Below are 6,023 nucleotides of genomic sequence, written 5' to 3' on the forward strand. Positions count from 1 at the left end.
GATGCTGTCAGGAAGCGTCGAGGATCCTCGGTGTAACGGAACGCAGGATAGAGCCCTCGCGGAGTGCTTGTTCGATCAGGTGATCCTTGACCATACCGGCGTCGAGGCTCCGGTACCCGTCCAGGTCGGGGATATGGTCGCGGAGCAGGCTGCTTGTCCAGGCTCCAGGTGCGCCGGCGGTGAGGATCGCCGAACGTCCCTCCCGCAGCGGAGTTTCCCGCGCCAGATACCGGTCGATGACCGTGCGACGGAACCGCAGCCGGGCCGGGGATGCCGCGAAACGGATCATCGTGCTCGCGTCGGATTTCGTGTGCAGAGGGCCACCGGGCACGGACATAGCCATAAGCTGCGCGGCGACCTTGCCGCGCAACGGATCCGGAGAGTTCACGCAGACCGTGCCGCCTGTTCGAGGGAGTCCTTGTTTCGCTCCATCAGCCGCCCGATCTCGTCGTCGGTCAGCAGTCCGCGGTAGTAGGCGCGTTCGATCTCATCCCAGCTACCGGGCTCGTACGCATCCGCCGAGACGCCGCCGCTGACCGGGACCCGGCCGAAGGTGAAGTTCCAGTCCAGCAGAACCTGCATCATCTCGGTATCGCTGATCTGGCCGGCGGCGCGGCGGTCGATGACCTCGGCCGGGGTCCGATCGAGCAGGACCGGGTTCTCCAGCACGGTGCGCAGCATGCGATGAATCGTCGGTTGCGAGATTCCGATGTGCTCATGGATCACCCGTTGGGTGATGTGGGCGGCGTTCGCCTCGGCCACCGCCCGCAGAACGTCGAGGTCGGCGACCCGGCGGCGGGCGGCCGCAGCATCGAGTGCGGCGACAGCCTTGTGGTCGATGGTGTCCACAACAAGCACCTCCTGATTCATTTTGAATCATCCCACTACAGGATACCCACACCCGCCCGACACCGTCCACCGCAGGCTCGATCGGACAGGAGAACGTCTAGGCCCGAGCACGTCACGGCCTGTCGGCGAGCAGGCGCGGGAACCCGGGCAGGTCACCGGTCCCTCATGGTGCGTGCTTCCGCAACCGAGCAGAGCAGAGAGGACGCACCGTTCAGCGCTACCGGCCGCACAACGTACACGTGCCAGCCAGGCGAGCGGGCATCCGCGAAACCCGTGAGGCGATCACAGCCACCGGGCGAACGATGGCGTCCCGGCGAAGCTGATGCGCGAGCGCGCGGGCTTGCGTGCACCCGCCCGACATCACGGTGCGCCCACCACGATTACTCGTGATGGGCGCACAACCGCCCCGACACCGTGGCGACGGTTTCCTCTCGGCCACCGACCGGGCACCCGCCACTAGTCGGGATCGGCGAGCCTACCGAGCAACCACGCTGCCACCTCCGGATCGTCGGTCATCACCATCAGCTGATCGAGACGGGATCCGTCCCACACTTTCGGGAACATCCGGGACAGGCTGGTCACCTCGATGCCTCGCCCCGCCACGCTCGACTCGAGTCGGCATCTGAGCGCCTCCAGATCCCGATTTCGCTCGTGGATTCGCTCGGCCGCCTCGGCCCGGTCCGCTTCGGCCTGCCGCCTCGCCTCGTCCATCCGCTGAACCTGCGCGGCCGTGCCCCAGATTTCGCGGCCACCGACGGTATGCGCGGCAACCGCCCCACTGACAGCCAGTTTCCGCAGCGCGGACACCACCGCCTGCGGCTGACCGCCGAGTTCTGTGGCGATCGCCGACACGGGTGCGAGGTCATCGGTCCCGGCACTGCGCTCGAGCACCCACAGGACCTGGCCCTCGTTGGTCCACAACGGATCCGCGGCGACCGCCTTGCGTTCGGCTTCGCTCATGTGCGCGGGGCACGCTGGCGCGAATTGCCCCAGCGGCTTCGAGTGCCGTACCAACGCTGCACAGGGCGCACCCGATTTCGTCAGGCGTCCACACTTCGGTCGTTGCTTCACCCCCGGATGCTACGACGCAGATCGGGCTCAGTGCGCTTCCTGCGTCACCGTGCCGCGTCGGCGACACGGTGACGCACCGTAGCGAGGCGTCCCTTTCACCGCCCGTGGGTCGTGGTTGGCGACGGTCAGCGTCGCTCGTAGTTCCCCGCACCCTCAGCCCGGACAACTGGTCGAAGGACTGCGCCCGCACACCGCCGGAGCGCAGCGCGTCCACGGTCTCTGGGTCGTCGTCGTCGACGAACGCCGAGACCCATTCCCCAACTGCCCGACAGTGGCCGGCCGTGCTCTCGATCGCTACAGTGACCACCACGCTTCCCGCACAAACGCCCGGACCCCGGCGGGGTGCTGCCTCCCGTCGGGGAAGTCCTCATCGCCGGTCAAACTCTTTACGAGACGAGCGAGGTCCAGCCGGGGACGACGACCCAGTCGGTACTCGACATTCCCGACGGCTCCTACGTCGTACTGGCCTCATGCATCGAGGACCACCTGGAGCAATGGCCGGGGCACCGAATTCACCGTCCAACAAACCTCCACCGTCGTCACCGTGCCCAGCGTCGACCCCGCACCACCCGCCGCCGCTATCGTCCCCGACCTCAGTGAACTGGGCACCCTCTTCGGCAGCTAATCCCCGTCGCGACCCCTCCTGCCTCGCCCGCGCAGTGCACAGAAAGCAACTATTCCGGTCCGCCCAGGTCGTCGAGGTCGTCGATGGAGAAGCCATCGTCACCCGACACCCCACCAGCGGTGAGACGCTCACCGTGTCCGTCCTCGGCATCGACGCCCCCGAAGGCCAGGACTGCTGGGCAGACCAATCGACCCAGTTCGCGAAGGATCACCTCCTCGGCCGGGCAATCCAACTCAACCCGGAGTCGACGCAACCCGACACCGATAGTGCGGGCCAGGTCCACCGTTACGTCGCGCTCGACAACGACATGGACGGTGACTACGCGATCAAGGCCGCCCGCGAAGGAGCTGCCCGCGCCTACACCGTCGACTACTTGCGCACATCGGACCGGTTGATCGAAGCCGAATCCGCCTCCCGCGCAGCCGACCGCGGACTGTGGACCTGCGACGGCGGAACCCCGGCACCGAGTCCCGCGCCGGCACCGCAATCTCGCCCTGCACCAGCACCGTCCACCCCGGCACCGAGCCCGGGCCCGTCGGGAAACGTCGTCAAACCCGGTGCCTTCTGCAGCGGCGGCACCGGCGTCACCAGCACCGGAACTCCGATGGTCTGCGCACCCGGTTCCGACGGACACAACCGGTGGAGGGCCGCGAGCTAAAACCAGCCGCTGGGTGGTGACGATCGAGCAGTCACGCCGTACCGCGTGACCTGCTCGCTCAACCCGAACACCGGCAGTGGGGCGCGCCTACCATGAGATGCGCCCCACTGCGCGTTCGTGTTCGTTTACGAACGCGCCGATCCGTCCGCCGATACCCGTTCCGGGTTCGGGGGGACCGTTTACGGGCCGGGCGGCAGCATGTCCATGGCGCCGGCCGCCGCCAACTGCCGTCCGGGTGGCGCTCAGCCACGCATCGGCCCACCCGCCATCGACGTCGTTCAACAGTTGAGACTGGGTGGCCCAGGACGGACCTCGGAAAATCCGGCCGCTCCGGTGGATGCAGACGCAACGAAGTCCGCTCGGACACCCACTGCACCACGCAGAACACGAACTCCTCTGGATCGGTGGTGCGGGATTCGGGCACTCCCCCTGCGCCCCTCTGTCATTCACATGAATGACACAGAGCAAGCGCATCGGGGCGCCACTCCGCGGCGCGGACGTAACGCCAGCCCCAATCCCCGGCGCGATGGCGGCTACTCTCCCCAGCCGCCGAACAACTCGAGGAGGGGGCGCGGCGGCTGGACACCCGCCGCACGCGCCGCCCACCGCTTCGCGGCCTGCTCACGCGCAACACCATTGAGGATCAGACCGGCCACTATCCACCCGGCCGCCCACCACCACGACCCGACCAGAACGCACACCATTCCGGCGACCAACGCCGCCACCGCCAGCACTCGCATCCAGAAGTCATATCAGCAAACCCCAGCAAACACACGATCCCGGCGCATGACGACACCGATGCCCTGACACAATCGAAAGCACATCGCAGAGCACCAAGCGAAACGAGAATAATGACACGACTGACTGCGCCGACCACCGGCCTCGTCACGGCGACCGGGGTGTACTACATCTATCTGACAGCAACCACATGGTCACCCACCATGTCCGTCATCGGGATCGGTGCATGGGCGGTCAGTGCCACCGCCATCGTCCGCCACGAGTACCGACGGCACCCACCCACCACGGCACGGTGAACACCTTCCTCCGCTGCGACTCCGGCACCCAGTTCACGCATGACAGCGTGACCGGTTGCGGCGAGGGCTCAGTGGTCCGACCCGGCCGTACCTTCTGCACCAATGAGTGAGAGGAATTTGCCCGTGGTGGCATTCGACGAGACCAACCTCAGTATCGAGGCGCCCGAGCGCACCAACATTTGCGCGATCGTTGCACTGTTCTGCGCCCTGACAGGGCTATTCGTCCCGGCGCTGGTATTCGGCGCGATCGGTTACGTCGAGACCGGCGGGCGCAAACACGAAACCGGCTCCGGTCTGGCCGTTGCCGCACTGATCCTCGGGGCCATCGAACTAATCGTCGCCGTGCTGACTGCCGTCATCGTGCTCGTTTCCATGCGTTGAACGGGGCGGTCCAGGCCCGGCATTGTCAGCACCCGACACCCACCCCCGAGGCAGCCGCATACCGTCACGGTCATCGATTCGCGCTGGACGAGCCGCGCGATCCAAGCCGCCGCTTCCCCCTTCCACTGGCTTGCTTTGTGCTTCGGAGGGGGTATGCACGACGCCATCAGACACGCGTCAATGCCTCCCCCATCGTGCGGTTGAGGGTGCCGAGCGAGCGGACGGCGCTGCGAACCGGCCCCGGCGTGGTGGTCGACTGCAGCATCACATCAGGTGCCGAGGTTTCGGTGAGTTTCTCTGGAGGCTCTACGTGCTCGCCGGCGAGTGCGCGTTTGACGTCGGCGATGGTTGCCTGAGTGACGTCGGCTGCTTGGCGCAACGCCTTCGCGGTCGCCTGCGACGGTTCGCTGTCCGGTTCGCCGCGAGAGGCGCTCACCCCCGCTCGGGCGAGTGCATGAGACGACCGATTGCTGACCGTCATGATCCGCAACAACCGTTTCGCTCCCCGACGAGTCCGCGTCGTCGGTCCCATTTCCAAGGGTTTGCCCGCCGTGACAAGGTCCTTCAGCGCGTTGTCCAGCTTCCGGATGTCGGCGACGAGGTCAGTCTCGTGGCCTGGTTGGACGACGGCTCCGATACCGGTGTCGATGATGGCAGTCATCTGATCGAGGTAATCGTCGATCTTCGAGATCAGTGTCGATCTCGTTCCGGTGGAGAAGATGAAGTACGCCGCCGCTATTCCGACGATTCCGCCGGCCGCCGTTTCATAAATGCGCAGTTCGAGTACCTCGATGCTGAATGTGCCGAGCAAACCGTACAGCATCGCAAGCATGACGGTGACGAAGAAGGAGAGCAATGCGTAGGCAACCGTGACGAGGTAGAACGCGAAGAATACGCAGACGACGAGCAGGAGCAGCTGCAATGGCTGGTTGTTTCCGACCAACGCGGACAACACAACTCCTGCAAGAACTCCCGCGATGGTGCCGACGACGCGGTGGCCTGCGCGCGAGAGAATCTCACCGCGGGTAGACGCTCCGGTGAAAACGAGGAAGGCCGTCAGGACCGCCCAGTACCAGCGGTCGGGCGAGATGAGCTCACCGAGAATCGTTGCAGCGCTGGTCGCGACGGCTACCTGGATCGCGGCTTTGGTGCTCGGATTCCATCCGGTGTCCGTTTCTTCGCCCTCGTCCGGTTTCTTCCTCGGCCCCGGTTCTGTGCGCAGGGCATTGTGGGTGATGTGATGGATCGCGATGTGTGCCTGCACTGCTCGCATCGCGACGGCGGTCGCGATACCCGCCGGAGTCGATGGGTCGGACTTGTCTGCGGCCGCGGCGGCGAGGCGTCGGGCAGCGCGGAGTTGGTCGTCCGACGGATTGTTCTGCAGGCACGATCCCAGTGCCGTGGT

Annotated in this window: 8 protein-coding genes; 3 read left to right on the forward strand and 5 right to left on the reverse strand. The window is 66.1% G+C overall.

The features are described from left to right. Nucleotides 1-7: 7 nt before the first annotated feature. From ACFWAY_RS39665 to ACFWAY_RS39675, 3 genes are all read right to left on the reverse strand, one after another. A complete protein-coding gene (locus ACFWAY_RS39665) occupies nucleotides 8-388 on the reverse strand; it encodes a hypothetical protein (RefSeq protein WP_378514413.1) in 381 nt (126 codons plus the stop codon). Then, a complete protein-coding gene (locus ACFWAY_RS39670) occupies nucleotides 385-849 on the reverse strand; it encodes a helix-turn-helix domain-containing protein (protein WP_378514414.1) in 465 nt (154 codons plus the stop codon). The genes ACFWAY_RS39665 and ACFWAY_RS39670 overlap by 4 nt, the downstream gene beginning before the upstream one ends. Before the next feature lie 456 nt (nucleotides 850-1,305). After that, nucleotides 1,306-1,809 carry a hypothetical protein gene (locus ACFWAY_RS39675; protein WP_378514415.1) on the reverse strand — a complete coding sequence of 168 codons (504 nt, stop codon included), beginning with the start codon at nucleotides 1,807-1,809 and terminating at the stop codon, nucleotides 1,306-1,308. 770 nt (nucleotides 1,810-2,579) lie between these two features. Here ACFWAY_RS39675 and ACFWAY_RS39680 point away from each other — a divergent pair. Continuing rightward, a complete protein-coding gene (locus ACFWAY_RS39680) occupies nucleotides 2,580-3,203 on the forward strand; it encodes a thermonuclease family protein (protein ID WP_378514416.1) in 624 nt (207 codons plus the stop codon). 533 nt (nucleotides 3,204-3,736) lie between these two features. Here the strand turns inward: ACFWAY_RS39680 and ACFWAY_RS39685 are convergent. Continuing rightward, on the reverse strand, nucleotides 3,737-3,943 hold the full coding sequence (locus ACFWAY_RS39685) for a hypothetical protein (RefSeq protein WP_378514417.1): 207 nt from the start codon (nucleotides 3,941-3,943) through the stop codon (nucleotides 3,737-3,739). Nucleotides 3,944-4,054: 111 nt separating this feature from the next. Here ACFWAY_RS39685 and ACFWAY_RS39690 point away from each other — a divergent pair, with 111 nt between their 5' ends. Both ACFWAY_RS39690 and ACFWAY_RS39695 read left to right on the forward strand, forming a co-directional pair. Beyond that, the gene (locus ACFWAY_RS39690) at nucleotides 4,055-4,237 is read left to right on the forward strand and encodes a hypothetical protein (RefSeq protein WP_378514418.1); all 183 of its coding nucleotides are present in this window, start codon (nucleotides 4,055-4,057) and stop codon (nucleotides 4,235-4,237) included. A gap of 123 nt (nucleotides 4,238-4,360) precedes the next feature. Then, nucleotides 4,361-4,618: a hypothetical protein gene (locus tag ACFWAY_RS39695; RefSeq protein ID WP_378514419.1), complete on the forward strand. Its 258-nt coding sequence runs from the start codon at nucleotides 4,361-4,363 to the stop codon at nucleotides 4,616-4,618. A 166-nt stretch (nucleotides 4,619-4,784) separates the two neighbouring features. Here ACFWAY_RS39695 and ACFWAY_RS39700 read toward each other — a convergent pair. Continuing rightward, nucleotides 4,785-6,023 (reverse strand): FUSC family protein (locus ACFWAY_RS39700; protein ID WP_378514420.1); only part of this gene is annotated, 1,239 nt, incomplete at its 5' end.

Origin of the sequence: Rhodococcus sp. NPDC059968 (assembly GCF_042738615.1) — a bacterium.
Taxonomy (GTDB): domain Bacteria; phylum Actinomycetota; class Actinomycetes; order Mycobacteriales; family Mycobacteriaceae; genus Rhodococcus_F.